Annotated in this window: 11 protein-coding genes; 4 read left to right on the top strand and 7 right to left on the bottom strand. The window is 69.1% G+C overall.

From position 1 onward, the window contains the following. Positions 1 to 64: 64 nt before the first annotated feature. On the bottom strand, positions 65 to 850 hold the full coding sequence (gene ppgK / locus AC3E6M_RS03825; RefSeq protein ID WP_490529094.1) for a polyphosphate--glucose phosphotransferase: 786 nt from the start codon (positions 848 to 850) through the stop codon (positions 65 to 67). Between the two features lie 98 nt (positions 851 to 948). Here ppgK and AC3E6M_RS03820 point away from each other — a divergent pair, with 98 nt between their 5' ends. From AC3E6M_RS03820 to AC3E6M_RS03810, 3 genes are read left to right on the top strand one after another with little or no spacing between them, the layout of a single operon-like run. Continuing rightward, a complete protein-coding gene (locus AC3E6M_RS03820; protein ID WP_138172272.1) occupies positions 949 to 1,155 on the top strand; it encodes an SPOR domain-containing protein in 207 nt (68 codons plus the stop codon). A 27-nt stretch (positions 1,156 to 1,182) separates the two neighbouring features. Next, complete coding sequence (glnA, locus tag AC3E6M_RS03815; RefSeq protein WP_138172273.1) at positions 1,183 to 2,523, top strand: type I glutamate--ammonia ligase; 1,341 nt, start codon at positions 1,183 to 1,185, stop codon at positions 2,521 to 2,523. A gap of 10 nt (positions 2,524 to 2,533) precedes the next feature. Beyond that, positions 2,534 to 5,524: a bifunctional [glutamine synthetase] adenylyltransferase/[glutamine synthetase]-adenylyl-L-tyrosine phosphorylase gene (locus AC3E6M_RS03810; RefSeq protein ID WP_490529093.1), complete on the top strand. Its 2,991-nt coding sequence runs from the start codon at positions 2,534 to 2,536 to the stop codon at positions 5,522 to 5,524. A 1-nt stretch (position 5,525) separates the two neighbouring features. On the opposite strand, the gene AC3E6M_RS03805 is transcribed toward AC3E6M_RS03810, so the two are convergent. Further along, complete coding sequence (locus AC3E6M_RS03805; RefSeq protein WP_490529092.1) at positions 5,526 to 7,220, bottom strand: long-chain-fatty-acid--CoA ligase; 1,695 nt, start codon at positions 7,218 to 7,220, stop codon at positions 5,526 to 5,528. A gap of 116 nt (positions 7,221 to 7,336) precedes the next feature. On the opposite strand from AC3E6M_RS03805, the gene AC3E6M_RS03800 reads away from it, so the two are divergent. Continuing rightward, positions 7,337 to 7,651, top strand: coding sequence for a DUF2277 domain-containing protein (locus AC3E6M_RS03800; RefSeq protein WP_138172276.1), 315 nt, complete (start codon positions 7,337 to 7,339; stop codon positions 7,649 to 7,651). A 6-nt stretch (positions 7,652 to 7,657) separates the two neighbouring features. On the opposite strand, the gene AC3E6M_RS03795 is transcribed toward AC3E6M_RS03800, so the two are convergent. The 5 genes from AC3E6M_RS03795 to AC3E6M_RS03775 all read right to left on the bottom strand — a co-directional run bounded on the left by AC3E6M_RS03795 (position 7,658) and on the right by AC3E6M_RS03775 (position 15,313). Next, positions 7,658 to 8,203, bottom strand: a complete 546-nt coding sequence (locus AC3E6M_RS03795) for a hypothetical protein (protein ID WP_490529091.1) — start codon at positions 8,201 to 8,203, stop codon at positions 7,658 to 7,660. Between the two features lie 113 nt (positions 8,204 to 8,316). Further along, positions 8,317 to 10,281 (bottom strand): alpha/beta hydrolase, encoded by a 1,965-nt coding sequence (locus tag AC3E6M_RS03790; RefSeq protein WP_490529090.1) that lies wholly within the window; start codon positions 10,279 to 10,281, stop codon positions 8,317 to 8,319. Then, the gene (locus AC3E6M_RS03785; RefSeq protein WP_490529089.1) at positions 10,281 to 10,643 is read right to left on the bottom strand and encodes a DUF6507 family protein; all 363 of its coding nucleotides are present in this window, start codon (positions 10,641 to 10,643) and stop codon (positions 10,281 to 10,283) included. Before AC3E6M_RS03785 ends, AC3E6M_RS03790 begins: the two co-directional genes overlap by 1 nt. Positions 10,644 to 11,465: 822 nt before the next feature. Beyond that, positions 11,466 to 11,777 (bottom strand): hypothetical protein, encoded by a 312-nt coding sequence (locus AC3E6M_RS03780; RefSeq protein ID WP_490529088.1) that lies wholly within the window; start codon positions 11,775 to 11,777, stop codon positions 11,466 to 11,468. Then, entirely contained in the window at positions 11,774 to 15,313 is a 3,540-nt protein-coding gene (locus AC3E6M_RS03775; protein ID WP_490529087.1) for a phage tail protein, read from the bottom strand. The genes AC3E6M_RS03780 and AC3E6M_RS03775 overlap by 4 nt, the downstream gene beginning before the upstream one ends. Between the last annotated feature and the right edge of the window lie 174 nt (positions 15,314 to 15,487).

Here is a 15,487-nt window from a genome sequence, read left to right as displayed (position 1 = left end):
AGCACGACCAGCCCTCCGACGACGGCGGAACGATCGAAACCCAGGTGGGCACGAAGGGTGCGGGTTACTTCACCGCGGGCAGCGCCTCCGGCACCGGGACCGCGAGCGATGCCGCGCCGATGATGCCCGCGTTGTTGCGGTGCTTCGCGGGGACGATGGGGGCGCAGAGCTTCAGCATCGGCAGGAACTCGTCGGCGTGCTTCGACACCCCGCCGCCGACGACGATCAGGTCAGGGCTGAAGAGGAACTCGACGTAGTCGTAATACCACTGCAGACGCTTCGCCCACTTCTCCCACGAAAGCTCGTCGCGCTCCATCGCCGAGTAGGCCGCGTAGCCTTCGGCATCCCTCTTGTGCTCGGCGCGCTGCAGGTGACCGAGCTCGCTGTTGGGGATCAGGACGCCGTCGTAGATCATCGCCGACCCGATGCCCGTGCCGAGCGTGGTGAGGATCACCAGGCCGTTCACGCCCTTCGCGGCCCCGTACCGGACCTCGGCGATCCCGGCGACGTCGGCGTCGTTGGCGAAGTGGATGTCACGGGACAGGCCGTCCTCGAAGAATTTCTCGGCCTCGAAACCGATCCATGACTTCGACACGTTCGCGGCGGACAGGGTGCGACCGTTCTTCACGATCGCGGGGAACGCGACGCCGAGCGGCAGATCCTCCGGGGCCTCCAGCTTCTCGAGGACCTCGCGGACGGTGTTCAGCACGTCGGCGGGCTCCGCGCCCTGGGGGGTGGAGACCTTCACCCGATCGCCGATCAGCTCGCCGGCATCCAGGTCGACGATTCCCGCCTTGATCCCCGTTCCGCCGATGTCCACTCCGACCGCACGCGACGCATTCGTTGCCATGCCCCCCAGCCTATCCAGGCGCGGGGTCTGGATCAGTAGGATCGGGAGAGCGCCCGCCAGAAGTCCGCTGCGGAGCGAGACCTACGCAAGGAGCGATCGTGAGCGACGAGAATCAGAAGTACTGGTACAACCTCGAGACCGGTGAGGTCGAGCAGGGGTACGAGTCGCCGGCGATCGACCGCGCGGGCCCGTTCGACACCGCGGAAGAAGCCGCTCGCGCGCCCCAGATCATGCAGGAGCGCTCGAAGAAGTGGTCCGAAGAGGACGCGCGCGACTCCGACTGGGGCTCCGGCTCCGGCCGCTGACCCTTCCGGACCGAGACGAGGAGAACGATGGACAAGCAGCGCGATTTCGTCTTGCGGACGATCGAAGAACGCGGCGTGAAGTTCGTACGGCTGTGGTTCACCGACGTGGTCGGCACCCTGAAGTCGGTGGCGATCGCACCCGCCGAGGTCGAGGGGGCCTTCAGCGAGGGCCTGGGCTTCGACGGTTCGGCGATCGAGGGCCTGACGCGCTCGTACGAGTCGGACCTGCTGGCGCTCCCCGACCCCACGACGTTCCAGATCCTCCCGTGGCGCGGCGAGATCGACCCGACGGCGCGCATGTTCTGCGACATCACGACGCCCGACGGCCAGCCCGCGGTCGCCGACCCCCGGCATGTCCTGAAGCGCACGCTCGCGAAGGCCGCCGATGCCGGGTTCACGTTCTACACGCACCCCGAGATCGAGTTCTACCTGCTGAAGTCGTCGCAGCTGGGCCCCGACGGGCGTCCCGAGCCCGTCGACTCGGCCGGGTACTTCGACAACGTCCCCGGCGGCACGGCGCACGACTTCCGCCGTCGTTCGGTGCGGATGCTCGAAGACCTCGGCATCTCGGTCGAGTTCAGCCACCACGAGGGCGGTCCCGGGCAGAACGAGATCGACCTCCGCTACGCCGACGCACTGACGACCGCCGACAACATCATGACCTTCCGCACGGTCGTGAAAGAGGTCGCGATCGAGCAGGGCGTCTACGCCACGTTCATGCCCAAGCCCCTCAGCGGCCAGCCCGGCAGCGGCATGCACACGCACATGTCCCTGTTCGAGGGCGACATGAACGCCTTCTACGAAGAGGGCGGCCAGTACCAGCTGTCGAAGGTGGGCCGTCACTTCATCGCGGGTCTGCTGCGTCACGCGAACGAGATCTCCGCCGTGACCAACCAGTTCGTCAACTCGTACAAGCGCCTGTGGGGCGGCGACGAGGCTCCGAGCTTCATCTGCTGGGGCCACAACAACCGCTCGGCCCTCGTCCGCGTTCCGCTCTACAAGCCCAACAAGGGCCAGTCGACGCGGGTCGAGTACCGCGCGCTCGACTCCGCGGCCAACCCGTACCTCTCGTACGCACTCATGCTCGCGGCGGGTCTGAAGGGCATCGAAGAAGGTTACGAGCTGCCCGCCGAGGCGGAGGACAACGTCTGGTCGCTCACCGACTCCGAGCGTCGGGCCCTCGGCTACGCGCCGCTGCCGGCGAGCCTCGACCACGCCCTCGAGTACCTCGAGGAGTCCGAGCTCGTCGCCGAGACGCTGGGGGAGCAGGTCTTCAAGTACGTCCTGCTGAACAAGCGCCGCGAGTGGCAACAGTACCGCGCACAGGTCACCCCCTTCGAGCTGCAGAGCAACCTCGAGGCGCTCTGACCCGGCCGTGGTGATCTCGGGCGATCGATCGACGGCGCTCACCGCTCTGGCCCGTATCGGCTTCTCGCGTCTCGCGGAAGCCGATACGGCGCTGGGCGAGCTCGAGCAGCTGACCGGCGTCGAGCGGGCGGATGCCATGGCTCTGGCGCAGCGCGTGGCCGACCCCGACCGTGCCCTCGCGGGGATCGTGCAGATCGCCCGTCGCGCCGAAGGGGCCGTCCGTGCGGCGGCGGCGGACGCCGGATCCTGGCGTGCGCTGTGGGACATCGTGGGCGCATCCGACGGGTTCGCGGAGTTCTACCTGCGCCACCCCGACGAGATCGCCCACCTCGCCGGCGCCGGCCTCACCGTGCCCGACGAGCAGACCATGCGCGCCGAGCTCTTGGCATCCGTCGGCGATGACGAGGGCTTCGCGACGGACGCCTCGGATGCCGCCTGGGCGGCCCTCCGCGTCCGCTACCGGCGCCTGCTCGCCCGGATCGCTGCGTACGACCTCGGTCAGGACGACCCGGCCTCCGCGATCGACATCGTGTCCGCGTCCCTCGCCGACCTCGCCGGCGCGGCCCTCGAGGCGTCGTTGAGCGTCGCTCGGGCGCGTGTGTCCGGGACCGGGCCCGCGGCCTTCCCCCGTGCCCAGGTCGAGGCGACGCGGTTCGCGATCATCGCGATGGGGAAGACCGGTGCCCGCGAGCTCAACTACGTCAGCGATGTCGATGTCATCTTCGTCGGCGGAACCTCCGATGAGGAGGTCGTGTCCGAGGCCCGTGCGATCGACATCGGCACGCGCCTGGCCGTCCAGACGATGCGCGGCATCTCGGGTCCCGAGATCGAGCCGCCCCTGTGGGAGGTCGATCCGAACCTGCGCCCCGAGGGCAAGCAGGGCGCCCTCGTGCGGAGCCTCGGCGCCCACGCGCAGTACTACGACCGGTGGGCGAAGAGCTGGGAATTCCAGGCACTCTTGAAGGCCCGCGCGATCGCGGGCGACCCCGCCCTCGGCGCCGAGTACATCGCGGCCGTGCAGCCCCTGGTGTGGCTGAGCGCCGCGCGCGAGAACTTCGTCGACGGCGTACAGCGCATGCGCGAGCGCGTGACCGACCACATCCCGGCCTCCGAGGTGAACCGCCAGGTCAAGCTGGGGCCGGGAGGCATCCGCGATGTCGAGTTCACCGTGCAGCTGCTGCAGCTCGTGCACGGGCTCACCGACGACCGGATCCGCCAGCGCGGGACGCTCGACGCCCTCGACGCGCTCGTCGCGGAGGGCTACATCGGACGCAGCGAAGCCGAGGCATTCGGCCGCGACTACCGACTGCTGCGGCTGATCGAGCACCGGCTGCAGTTGCGAGGACTGCGCCGCACGGCCCTCTTGCCCGAGAAGGACGACGACCTGCGCGTGCTGGCGCGCGCGACGAAGCTGTCGGACTCGGCCGCGGGTGTGCAGCAGGCGTGGGAGCGCATCAAGCGCGAGGTGCGCGACATCCATGTCCGGTTGTTCTACCGGCCGCTCCTCTCGGCCGTCGCGGCCCTCCCCGAGGGGGAGCGCTCGCTCTCGACCGAGCAGGCCCGCGACCGCCTCGCCGCCATCGGCTTCCGCGACCCCGCGGGCGCGCTGCGGCACATCGCCGCGCTCACGAACGGCCTGAGCCGCAAGGCGACGATTCAGCGCCACCTCATGCCGATCATGATCCGCTGGTTCGCCGACGGCGTCGACCCGGACTACGGCCTCCTGGTGTTCCGCCGCATCAGCGAGCGGCTCGGGAACACGCCGTGGTTTCTGCGGATGCTGCGGGACTCCGCGGGAGCCGCTGAAAGCCTCACCCGCGTGCTGTCGGGATCGCGCTACATCGGCGAGCTCATGGAGTGGATCCCCGAGTCGGTCGCCTGGCTCGACGACGACGCTCTGCTGCGACCGCGGTCGGGTGCGGCGCTGCAAGAAGAAGCCCGGGCCATCCAGACGCGGTGGGACGACATCGATGACGCGATGCGCTCGGTGCGGGCTCTGCGCCGCCGCGAGATGCTGCGCGTCGCGATGGCGGCGGTGCTCGAGGTCGTCTCGCTCGAAGAGCTCTCGGATGCCCTGACCACCATCACCGAGGTGACGATCCAGGCCACGCTCCGCGCGGTGCGGCGCGAGGTCGTGCCCCCCGAGGACGATGTCCTCGACTTCTCGGTGATCGCGATGGGACGCTTCGGCGGCCGCGAGATCGGGTTCGGTTCGGATGCCGACGTGATGTACGTCTACCGGGCGAACGGCATCGACCCGCAGCGCGCGAGCACCCTCGCCCTGAAGCTCGTCGCGGGCCTGCGCGAACACTCCGAAGACCACCGGCTGCCGCTCGACCTCGACGCGGAGCTGCGCCCCGAGGGCCGCAGCGGTCCGCTCGCCCGCTCGCTCGACGCCTACGCCGAGTACTACCGGCGCTGGTCGCTGTCGTGGGAGGCGCAAGCACTCCTGCGCGCCCGTGGCGTCGCCGGAAGCGTGAAGCTCATCGCCGATTTCATGGCCCTCGCCGACGACGTCCGCTACCCGATCGCCGCCGACCCGAACGGGCTGCGCGAGATCCGGCGGATCAAGGCGCGCGTCGAGAACGAACGGCTCCCGCAGGGCGCCGACCCGGCGCGACACCTCAAGCTCGGTCCCGGCTCCATCAGCGACGTCGAGTGGCTGGTTCAGATCCTGCAGCTGCAGCATGCCCGAGCCACCCCCGCGATGCGCACCACGTCGACCCTCGGTGCCCTGGACGCCGCGGTCGACGCGGGCCTCATCGACCGTGACGCGGCCGACAAGCTCGCGGCATCCTGGCACCTGGCCAGCCGTCTGCGGTCGGCCAACACCCTGCTGTCCGGACAGACGAGCGATGTGCTTCCCGCCGACCGCGGGCGGCTCGACGGGATCGGTCGGATCCTGGAGTACCCGCCGCACTCGGCCACCCAGGTCGAGGAGGACTATCTCGGCGCCACGCGGCGCGCGCGACGCGTCTTCGAGAAGCTCTTCTACGGGTGACTCAGGATGCCATGAGGCGCTCGCGCACCTCGCGGCGCAGCACCTTGCCGATGAGCGAACGTGGAAGGTCATCGACGACGACCACCCGACGCGGCACTTTGTAGGCCGCCAAACGCGACTTGCAGAAGTCACGCACGGCTTCGGCATCGAGCTGGACGCCGTCGCGCACGACGATCGCGGCGGCGACATCCTCGCCGCCGCGCGGCTTCGGGAGCGCGACGACGGCGGCGCCCTCGATGTCGGGGTGCGACACGAGCACGTCTTCGACCTCGCTGGGCGAGACGTTGAAGCCGCCCGTGATGATGATCTCTTTCAGCCGGTCGACGATCGTGACGAAGCCATCGGCCGACACCGACGCGATATCGCCGGTGCGCAACCAGCCGCCGTCGAGCAGGGTGGCCGCCGTGTCGGCCGGGCGGTTCCAGTACCCCTCGAACACCTGCGGACCGCGCAGCAGCAGCTCGCCGGTCTCGCCGAGCGGCAGATCGGTCTCGGGGTCGTCGGGGTCGACGACCCGGATGTCGGTGCTCGGGAACGGGACTCCGACGGTTCCCGGACGCCGCGAGGGGCCGATCGGGTTGCCGAGCGCGACCGGCGAGGACTCGGTCATGCCGTACCCCTCGACGAGCAGGCCGCCGGTCGCCGCCTCCCACCGATCGACGGTGGCGACGGGCAGGCTCATGGCGCCCGAGATGGCGAACCGCACCGTCGACAGGTCGAGGGTGCCGCGGCTGGCGGCGCGGGCGAGCTGGTCGTAGATCGGCGGGACGGCCGGCAGGAACGTCGGCGGGCTCTTCTTCACCGCGGATGCCACGAGGTCGAGGTCGTACTTGGGGAACAGCACGAGCGTGGCACCGATGCTCATCGCGAACGTCAGGCACAGGGTCAGCCCGTAAGCGTGGAACAGGGGGAGCACCCCGTAGAACGTCTCTTCGCCGTCGTGGAGGCCGGGCACCCAGGCGCGGCCCTGCATCGCGTTGGCGCGCAGATTGCTGTGGGTGAGCACCGCGCCCTTCGGGCTACCCGTCGTGCCGCTGGTGTACTGCAGGAGCGCGATGTCGTCGAGGAGCGGCCCCTCGTGCTTGCGCGCGAGCTTGCCGTGCGTGAGCAGCTTCTCCCACGGTGTCGGGCGCTTCGACGTCGGTGCCGCGGTCAGCTGTGCGCGCGACTCGCGCGCCTTCTTCACCGGAAGCTTCAGCGCGAGGCGGGTGCCGAGCGGCATCGCCCGGGTGATGTCGACGGCCACGATGTGCTCGAGCGCGAGGTCCGACGGGAAGTCCGCCACGAGGTCGGCCACCTTGTCCCAGACGATCGCGAACCGTGCCCCATGATCCTCGAACTGGTGCCGCAGCTCGCGCGCGGTGTAGAGCGGGTTGTGCTCGATGACGATCGCCCCGAGCCGCAGGGCGGCATAGAACGCGACGACGTGCTGCGGGCAGTTGGGCAGCACCAAAGCGACGCGGTCGCCCGCCGTGACGCCCAGCCGCCGCAGTCCCTCGGCGGCGCGGGCGATCTGATCGCCGAGCTCGCGATACGTCGTCCGCGCGCCGAAGAACTCCAGAGCCGTGGTCTTCCCGTACCGGTGCACCGAGTCGGCGATCATCTCGGGAAGCGTCTGCGACGGCTCGTCGATCTCGTGGGGCACGCCCTCGGCGTAAGAGCTGAGCCACGGTCGCGACACGTACGGGGAGGTCATGGCATCCATCATTCCGTGCCCCACCGACACCGCGGCGACGCGCCGCCTGTGCGGATGCCGGGAGCTTGCGCGCTCCGCCTCTTTTGGGACGCGGGGGAGCGGCCTACCCTGCTGGCATGTGCCGCAACATCGTGCCCCTGCACAACTTCGAGCCCCCGGCGACCGACGACGAGTGCCACGACGCGGCGCTGCAGTTCGTTCGCAAGATCACGGGCACCACGAAGCCGTCACGAGCGAATCAGCAGGTCTTCGACCGTGCGGTCGACGAGATCGCGGACGCCACTCGCCGCCTGCTCGACGACCTCGTGACGTCGGCTCCTCCGAAGACCCGCGAGGTCGAAGCGGCGAAGCGCCAGGCCCGATCCGCCGACCGCTACGAGGCGATCCGCGTGTTCCAGGAGCAGAAGCGCGCCGCGCGCTCGGCATCCTGAGCCCGATCACCCCTCGTCGAAGCGCTCGAACAGGGGAGTGGCCCCCGGACTCTCCAGATCGGGGATACCGCTGTCGTCCGGCACCGCGGTCAACGGACCGCGCAACTGCTCAAGGAGCGCCGCAGCGTCACCCGGCTCGCAGGTGGAGGTCGCGCGGAGTTCCAACACGTCGACCGTGCCCTCGGCGGCGACGCCCGGGATCAGGTCGACGTCCAGACGGGACACCTTCTCGTCGGGCTTTCCCGCGACGATCACGATGTTGTCGATGCCCGCCCCATAGGTGGGTGCCGGCTCGACCTGCCACCCGTTCTCTGACATCCAGGTACGGAGCTGTTCCATCCTCTGCGGGCCCTGGCCGTCGAACGAGAAGCCTTCGGGGAGCTTGCGTCGCAGGAAGAACTGGTAGCCGCCCTCGCACTGGTCGGGAACGTCGCCGTACTCTCCGACACGCCAGTCCCCGTCGAAGATCTGCTTCTGGACGTCGGCGACCGCCGCCTTGTATTCGAGGTTCGCTGCCTTCGCATCGTCGAAGCCCACGGTGCTGCTAGGCATCGCGCTCGGCGTCTCATTCGGGGACATCTGCGGACCTCCACATCCGGTCAGAACGGTCGCGGTGACGACGGCGCTCGCGACGAGTACGGGGAGGGTTCCCCACCTGCGTTGGGTCATCGGCTCGCTCCTGTCGTGTCGAGTGCCTCGCGCAAGCCAACCACGAAGTGCTTGAACGACTCGGCGGACGGGTCGAGATACCCCGTCTGTTCGGTGGGCTCGTAGAGCGGGATGGGCGAGCCATCCCAGCCCACGTCCCATCCGACGAACTCGTCCTTCGTGCTGTTGTGGGCGTCGTGACTGTCGGTCGATTCGCCGTACTCGCCCCGCGGCGATCCGTAGTCCGCGACGACACCGCCGTTCGACCCGAACGGCTGAACCCCCGGCACGTCCCGCGGGTCTTCCGCGTGGAGGCTGCCGAGCCAGTCCTTGCGTCCCCACGCGGCGATGCTGTCGTCATCGGCGTGCGTGGCCGACACCGTCGTCTCGCCGGAGCGGATCTGCTCCGCGAGCTCGTCGCCCGTCTGCGCGGTGATACCCGCCGAACCGAAGAACCAGACATGCGAGACCAGTCCGGGATTGTCGGCGACGGCCTGCCCGGTCATCGTCGTGCCGAGCGAGTGCGCGCCCGTGTTGAGCTGGGCGCCGGGGTTCACCGCATGCAGGCCTCGGAGCGTCTCGGAAAGACGCGCGGCTCCTGCATCGGGCCGATCGATCCCGCCGATGCTGAGGGCGCCGCCGGAATCCCAGTCCAGGATCAGCACGACAGCCGTGGTGCTGCGCTGACCGGTTCGCTCCATCTCACTCGACAGCGCCGACTGCAGGTCCGCACTGCCGCGCGCCCACTCCTGCAGCGAACCGAGATCCGTCCGGATGCCATGCGTCAGGGTCGTCACCTGATCGGCGGTGTCGACGTCCCCGAACGCGATGTTGGCACGCGGAGACCCCTCGGTGTCGATGAAGAAGCTCAACAACGTTGGCAGGGAACCGTCGTCCGAACGCTTCTCCACCACCGACCGCAGCTGCTCGAGCTTGCTCCGGGTCTCGTCGTCGAGGTCGTCCCGCGCCAGGACGTCGGCGAGACCCGCGCGGTTGAAGATGCCGCGTTGATGGGCGGGGATGCCGTTGAGGTTCCCGACGACGAGCGGAGCCAGGGCGAGCAGCTGCCCGAGCGGACCGCCGTTCCATTCGCCGTTCGGCGAAGCGGCGGAGGCGTCCGCGAGATCGGTGAACAGGTCGCCGGCGCGTTCCGGTTCGACGAAGGCGACGGACTGCACGAAGTCCGGGTGGGCGTCGAGCCACCGCCGCGCGTCGCCGGTGTCGGCCGTCGAGAGCCAGTCGATGCGACGTTCGGCCGCTCGCCCGAGGTCGTAGGTCAACTGCTCGGAGAGCGACCGACTGACCGAGGCAGCGGACGGTGCGCCCGGGTACGCGGACTCCGAGAACCCCCAGAACAGCTGCGCCACCCGCACGGGCTCTCCACCGGCGCCGATCACCTCGGTTCCGCCCGAGACGTTTCGTAGTCGCGACGCGAGCCGATCCTCGGCTTCCTCGACGTCACGTCGGAAACGGTCGATGTCGGCCTGCAGCGTGTCCAGTGCGCTCTCGGCGGAGTTCAGGGTCGTCGACGCGTTCAAGCGTGCCAGTGATGCGTCCGCGGCAACCGAGGCATCCACGTCGGACCCCCGAGTCGAGCGGTACGTCGCGTTCGCGCGAATGGACGCGTCGGCCGCCGAATCGTAGGCGGCAACCACGGACGGGATCCGGAATGCCAGCTCCTCACGGCGCTGGGTCAGATCGGGGAACTCCGACGACCCGGCATCCCACAGCGCGTTACGTGCCTCGATCAGCGCCTGGGAGAAACTCTGCGCGTCCGAGGCGGGGCGATCGAGCATCCGCGGCACCGCTTCCGCCCCCGTGACATGGAAGACCTCGGTGTCGCCCAGAACCACCCAGCGGTTCTGCACGTCGGACATCGATGTCTGCGTCCCAGTGGCGATGGCCACGAGACGCTCGCCGAGACCCGTGAGCACAGCAGGATCCGCCACCTGGGGGAGATCGTCGACACTCGGGCTGCCCATCAGTACCCCTGCCCGTATGCGACGAGAGAATCGATGCCCCACTCGTCCATGGCCCGCGACTCCGCCTCCGCCGTCGTGACCGACATGTCGACGTCGCCGGTGACGACGGCGGTCGTCGCCTCGCTCACGGCCGACGCGGCAGCCGCCACGACGTGGGCGAGCTTCCCGGGCACGTATCGGCGCTCATCAAGGAGGTCGCCCCACGCGCTCGCGAGGGTGCGTCGGCCATCGGCCACGAGGCTCTGCCCCTCCAGAGCCAGATCCTCCATGTCGGTGATCGCCTGCGCGATGCCCGCGCCGGCGTCATCCACCCCGGCCAGGACGCCGATCACACGGTCGGGATCTACCCGATAATCGCTCACGATGGCCCCTTTCATCGTCGATGACCATCCTGTCAAAGCCCCCGATCGTTGTCCGGGTACTCCACAAGGAGCGTCGCATCGTCTATCTTGCGCCCCGGCAACGACGAAGCCCGCCCCCGCGAAACGGCGGGGACGGGCTTGGTCGTGGATGATCGGGCGATCAGACCCCGAAGTACAGCTCGTACGAAACCACCTTCAATGGGTGGTCATGGGCGCTACTGTCCGCCGCGTAATCACGCGGATACCGTGTGGTCTCATGATGGCCGCTGAGGGGGCGAGATGAACGTTCCGCGGACTTTCTGCGGACTCGCGGACTGGGTGCATCATGGTGCGCATGGCGGCAGTGAAGTGGCACACATACCGGACCGCGGCGAAGCGAGTCGGTCGCTCCGAGCGCACGATCCGCTACTGGCGACAGTGGGGCATGCCGATGGGTTGGCAGACGATCGACGGGCAGCGCACACGCGTGGTGCGCGAGGACATCCTCCTGAAGCACTTCCGCCTGCACCTGTTACAGAGCCCAGTCCATCAGCATCGGATGCGGGCGCTCCGCAGAGCATCCTGACCGACCCGACTACGGCTGGTCCCGCGTCCCAACTTTGGACGCCTCAACCCAAGCGCGCACGTCCGCCTCGGCGTACACGGTGACCTTCCCGCGGGCTCCAGTCGGCTTCCGGTAGGCCGGCCCGCGGCCGCTCGCGCGGAGGTCCTTGAGGTTGGCGACCGTCATCCCCGGCACGAGGTCGCAGACCTGGGCCGGAGAGAGATATCTGTGGTGTGCCGCTGGCCATGTCTCTCGAGGCTCAGCGCTCTCCGAGAGCGTCACCGTTCCTCGAACATGCCTGCCTCGGAGGGGCCCGGATCCAAGATCCCGGATCTCTCGAACAGTCTCGTCTCCTCGAGGGTCTCGGAGACGAACTCGCGCCACGTCTCCTGGCCATGAACGCGTTCCATCTCGGCATTCATGACGCTGGCGAGTCGGCCGAGCACGAAGATGGGGTCGATCCCGAGGCGTTCATGTTCGGATCGGATCGCGTCGAGCTCAGTCTGAGTGAAGGAGTCACCGAGAGGGTTCGCGAGGACGGTCCACATCAAGAGATGGACGTGGTTCGCGTTGATCTTGTGCTCGGTCATGTGACGATCATCGTCGATGTCGGCACTGAGACAGCGCGACGTCTCTTGGTCTCGATCTTTCGCGCGAACTCGTCCAGATCCTGCGTATGGACGTCTCCGTAGATGGTCAAGCCCCCTCCACTGCCTGCTCCGGCGCCTGTGGCCCGCGTGGCGTCGCTCGGGGCGGATCCGGTGCTCCCGGTGCTCGTCGTGATGCGCGTGGACACCGACCCGACCATCGACGCGACCCGGGCGGCACCAATCTGCGCAGCTGCAGTCATCGCCGCGGATGCCCGCTCGACCTCGTTCTGACCGTCGGTGATGCCGTCGGCCAGCTGCTGCGGGATCGTCTGCCCACCGGAGCGGAGCGCGTACCAACCCGCCCCGGAGAGCGGGCCGCGCTTCGCCGGCGAGTGCGGGAAGAACCCGGCGACGAAGTCCATGACCCCACCGACGGCATCCCCGACGGCGCCGATCATCGACCCGATCCCGTCGATGAACGACTGGATGATCGCCTTCCCCGCGTCCAGCAGCGACGGTCCGAGGGCGATGATGGCGTTCACCATCTCCGGGCCCATCGACCGGAGCGTGTCCTTCAGCTGCGGGATGATCTTCGGGATCGCCGTCACCAGCGCCTTGAACAGCTCGATCCCGGCGTTCAGCAGAGTCGGGATGAGGCTGATCAGGGTCGTGATGATCTGCGGCAGCATCCCCACGATCGCGACGAGCAGCTGCGGGATCACTGTCAGCAGTCCGAGCACGAGCTGCAGGAACAGGTTGATGACCGTCGACAGCAGCGACGGGATCATCCCGATGATCGTCGTCAGCAGCGTCGGCAGCAGGCCGATCAGCGTGGTGAGCAGATCCGGGATGACCTGCACCAGCCCGAGCACGAGCTGCAGGAACAGCGTGATCGCTGCGGTCAGCAGCGCCGGGAGCATCCCGAGCAGGCTCGTGAGGATCTGCGGGAGCGCCCCGATGATCGCGGTCAGCAGGACCGGGATCACCTGGATCACGGCCGTGACCAGGCCCATGAAGAGCTGCAGCGCGCCAGTGACGAGCGTGGGCAGTAGCGCGACGAGCCCCTGCACGAGGCTCACGACGAGCTGCACGACCGTCGTGATCAGGACCGGCAGCACCTGGATGAGCCCGCGCGCGAGGCCCGCGAACAGGTTCAACGCTCCCTGGACGATCAGCGGGAGGTTCGAGACCAGCGCGTTCACGATCCCGGACACCGCGATCGTGATCCCCGCGGTGATCTGCGGGATCGCAGATACGAGGCCCTGCACGAGAGCGTCGAGGATGTTCACCCCGGCGTTCAGCAGCGCTGGCACTTGCGCGAGGACCGCCGCCACGATCTGCGGGATCAGGGCACCGAACTGGACAGCGAGGCCCGGCAGCGCGGCGACGAGCGAGTCGATGATCCCGGTGATCGAACTGACCAGGCCACCGAAGTCGCCACCGGAGAGCGCGAAGGCACCGAGCGCTGCCGCCACGACGCCCAGCGGGCCACCCAGAAGGCCGAGTGCTCCGGTGAGACCGGGGATGAGCGTCGTCAGCAGCGGGATGCGAGTTAGGAGCGCGCCGAGCCCCCCAGCCCCCAGGGCGGCGAACGCCCCGGCCAGCGGAGCGACGACGCCTTCCATGCCGGCGAACGCCCCGGAGAACACCGACGCGCCCTCACCGATGCCGTTCAGGTAGGCCGTGATTCGGTCCAGGCTGGGGCCGAGCACCCGATCCAGGACGCCGCCGAAGCTCTTCGCCGCCGCTTCGACCGGCTCCAACGCCTTAGACACGGATGCGATCAGGGGACCGAACCGGGCATACAGCCCGAACAGCTCGCCCGTCTCGGTGTTGATACCGCCGAAGAGGTTGGCGCCAATCCGACCGAGGCTGGTTCGGAGGTTCTTCAGCGCGCCAGGGACCGTCTTACCTATCTCGTCAGCAACCGTGCCCGCGGCAGCTTCCGCAGCAGCCGAGAACTGAGCGAACGAAACCTTCCCCTGAGAGGCGAGGTCGAACACCTCGCCGGCGGTGACGCCCAGCTGGTCGGCGAGCGCCTGGTAGATGGGGATGCCGCGGTCCTGCAGCTGCGAGATGACGTCGTTCTGGACGCCGTTGACCTGGGTCGCGGCCCTGTTGAAGATCGACCCCATCTCCTCCATGGAGACACCGGCGACTGATGCGTTGTTCGCGACGGTCTTGAGCACGGAGCGCAGGCCCTCACCGGGCTTGATACCGGCGGCGACGGCGCCGGCGGCGACGGTGGCGGCCTCGCCGAGACCGAAGGCGGTCCCCCGCACGGACGCCAGGGCGTCGGTCATGATCGAGCCGACGGCCTGCCCGTCGTTGCCGAGACCCTTCAGCTTGGCGCGAGCAGTATCGAGCGCTGCGAGCCGCGACAGCCCGGCCCCGAACGCGACACCGATGCCGGCGGCCGCGACGGTGACAGCTGCGGTGGCAGCCGTCTGGATGCCAGATCCGAGCGCGGAGCCCGCAGCGCGCGATGCGCTGGACGCGGCCGAGACGACGGAGCTGAACGCCGAAGTCGCGGCCGAACCGAGACCGGACAGGCCCGACCGGAACGTGCTGACCAGCTGGGTCGCCGCGGGTCCAGCGAACGCGGCCGCCTTCGTCAGCGCAGCCCGCACCTGACTGGTGACCGGGCTGAGGTAGGACGACACCCGCGACCCGAGACGCACGAACGGCGACGCGAGCAGAGTCCCCGCCGCGGCCGCGTACTGCACATACGGGGCGAGCGCGCCCCGCACGGTAGAGCCGACACTCGACACCCACGCGCGGGTCAGGGTCGACGCCTTCGCGAGCTGCCCGCCGATCATCGTCGCGAGCGACGTAAACGCGGATGACGCCTGCTGCGCCCCAGTGCGCGCCAGACGCCCGAGGTACGTAAAACCGGTGACGTCCAGCAGGGCTCGGGACAGGCCGCCGAGCGAGCCGGTGACGCCGCTGAACGCCGACTGCGCCGCCCGTGCGTCGGTAAAGCCCGAGCGGAAGTCGCCGAGCATCCGCCGGAACCCCCCGGAGGTGGCGGCTGTCGTCGCCGCGACCGATGCCTGTGCGCGTGAAAGCGCGTCCTGCGCCGACTGAAGTCGCTCCGTCGCCGCCGTCACCGCCGCGATCGACGTCTGCTGGGTACGGCGCGCGGAAGCCAGGCGCTCCTCAGCAGCGACGGCCTGCGAGGATCCCTCGCCGGACTTGGCGACGGCTTCCTGCAGACGGGTCTCGGCGACGCGCACACGGCCGGCGTCGTCCTGCTGACGCAGCCGAGCCTTCGAGACCGCGGCGGCCGCCGACGCGACCTGACCCTCCAACTTTCCGAGCTCCGCCGCGCCGAGGTCGCCCGCGGCCGACGCGAGCGCCGACTTCAGGTCGCGGCCAACGGTGCGCCCGGCGGCCGCGCCAGCACCCTTGAACCCGCGGTCGAAGGTCTTCGCGCCCGCGGCGCCGGCCTCCTGGGTGCCGCGGGTGACGCGGGACTTGAACCCGTTCATCACGGGAAAGATGCTGACGTGACCGGAGCCGACTTCAGAACTCATGAGGAACTCCATTGAGCGTCATTGTGCATTGAGCGTCACGCACGTTCGTGCGCGGGGAGAAACGCGCCAGGACCGCGCGGGAGGCTGGCAGCAGGTCGGGGTCTCTGGATTTTTTGACGGTCCGGGTCGATGGGTGAGGGGCCGACCCCGCCCAAGCGTCGGCCCCTCAGTGGG

The organism is Microbacterium sp. SCPM-O-B-15248 (M128) (assembly GCF_058214835.1).
The sequence above is the reverse complement of the archived record's forward strand: the minus strand, read 5'-3'. Positions and strand labels throughout refer to the sequence as shown.

What these genes read in the sequence shown, in the direction of transcription:
- AC3E6M_RS03780 (WP_490529088.1), bottom strand. Translation starts at nt 11,777, where the DNA reads ATGACCGAGCACAAGATCAACGCGAACCACGTCCATCTCTTGATGTGG.
- glnA (WP_138172273.1), top strand. Translation starts at nt 1,183, where the DNA reads ATGGACAAGCAGCGCGATTTCGTCTTGCGGACGATCGAAGAACGCGGC.
- AC3E6M_RS03795 (WP_490529091.1), bottom strand. Translation starts at nt 8,203, where the DNA reads ATGCCTAGCAGCACCGTGGGCTTCGACGATGCGAAGGCAGCGAACCTC.
- AC3E6M_RS03775 (WP_490529087.1), bottom strand. Translation starts at nt 15,313, where the DNA reads ATGAGTTCTGAAGTCGGCTCCGGTCACGTCAGCATCTTTCCCGTGATG.
- ppgK (WP_490529094.1), bottom strand. Translation starts at nt 850, where the DNA reads ATGGCAACGAATGCGTCGCGTGCGGTCGGAGTGGACATCGGCGGAACG.
- AC3E6M_RS03800 (WP_138172276.1), top strand. Translation starts at nt 7,337, where the DNA reads ATGTGCCGCAACATCGTGCCCCTGCACAACTTCGAGCCCCCGGCGACC.
- AC3E6M_RS03805 (WP_490529092.1), bottom strand. Translation starts at nt 7,220, where the DNA reads ATGACCTCCCCGTACGTGTCGCGACCGTGGCTCAGCTCTTACGCCGAG.
- AC3E6M_RS03790 (WP_490529090.1), bottom strand. Translation starts at nt 10,281, where the DNA reads ATGGGCAGCCCGAGTGTCGACGATCTCCCCCAGGTGGCGGATCCTGCT.